Source organism: Streptococcus suis (assembly GCF_002960445.1).
Taxonomy (GTDB): Bacteria; Bacillota; Bacilli; order Lactobacillales; family Streptococcaceae; genus Streptococcus; species Streptococcus hyiners.
Map to the genome: position 1 here is coordinate 1 of NZ_POJD01000150.1, position 316 is coordinate 316.

The window sequence follows — 316 nt, forward strand, 5'->3', positions numbered from 1 at the left end:
TCTGTTTGGATGTCGTTTTGACCAATAAGAGCAGTCTTGTCACCTGGGCGCAGGATAAAGCTGATATTGTCAAGAATCGTTTCACCATCAATAACAACTTTCAAGTTTTCAACTGTTAAGAGGTCATTACCGATTTCACGTTCTGATTTGAAGTTGATAAATGGATACTTACGGCTAGAAGGAATGATTTCTTCCAACTCGATTTTGTCCAACATTTTCTTACGTGAAGTAGCTTGCTTAGACTTAGAAGCATTAGCAGAGAAACGGGCAACGAATTCTTGTAGTTCTTTGATTTTTTCTTCTGCTTTTGCATTAC

The 316-nt window shown here is 37.7% G+C and carries 1 pseudogene; it reads right to left on the reverse strand.

The features are described 5' to 3' along the window. Positions 1-316: pseudogene (locus C1G53_RS06375) on the reverse strand (ABC-F family ATPase); the annotation flags it as partial.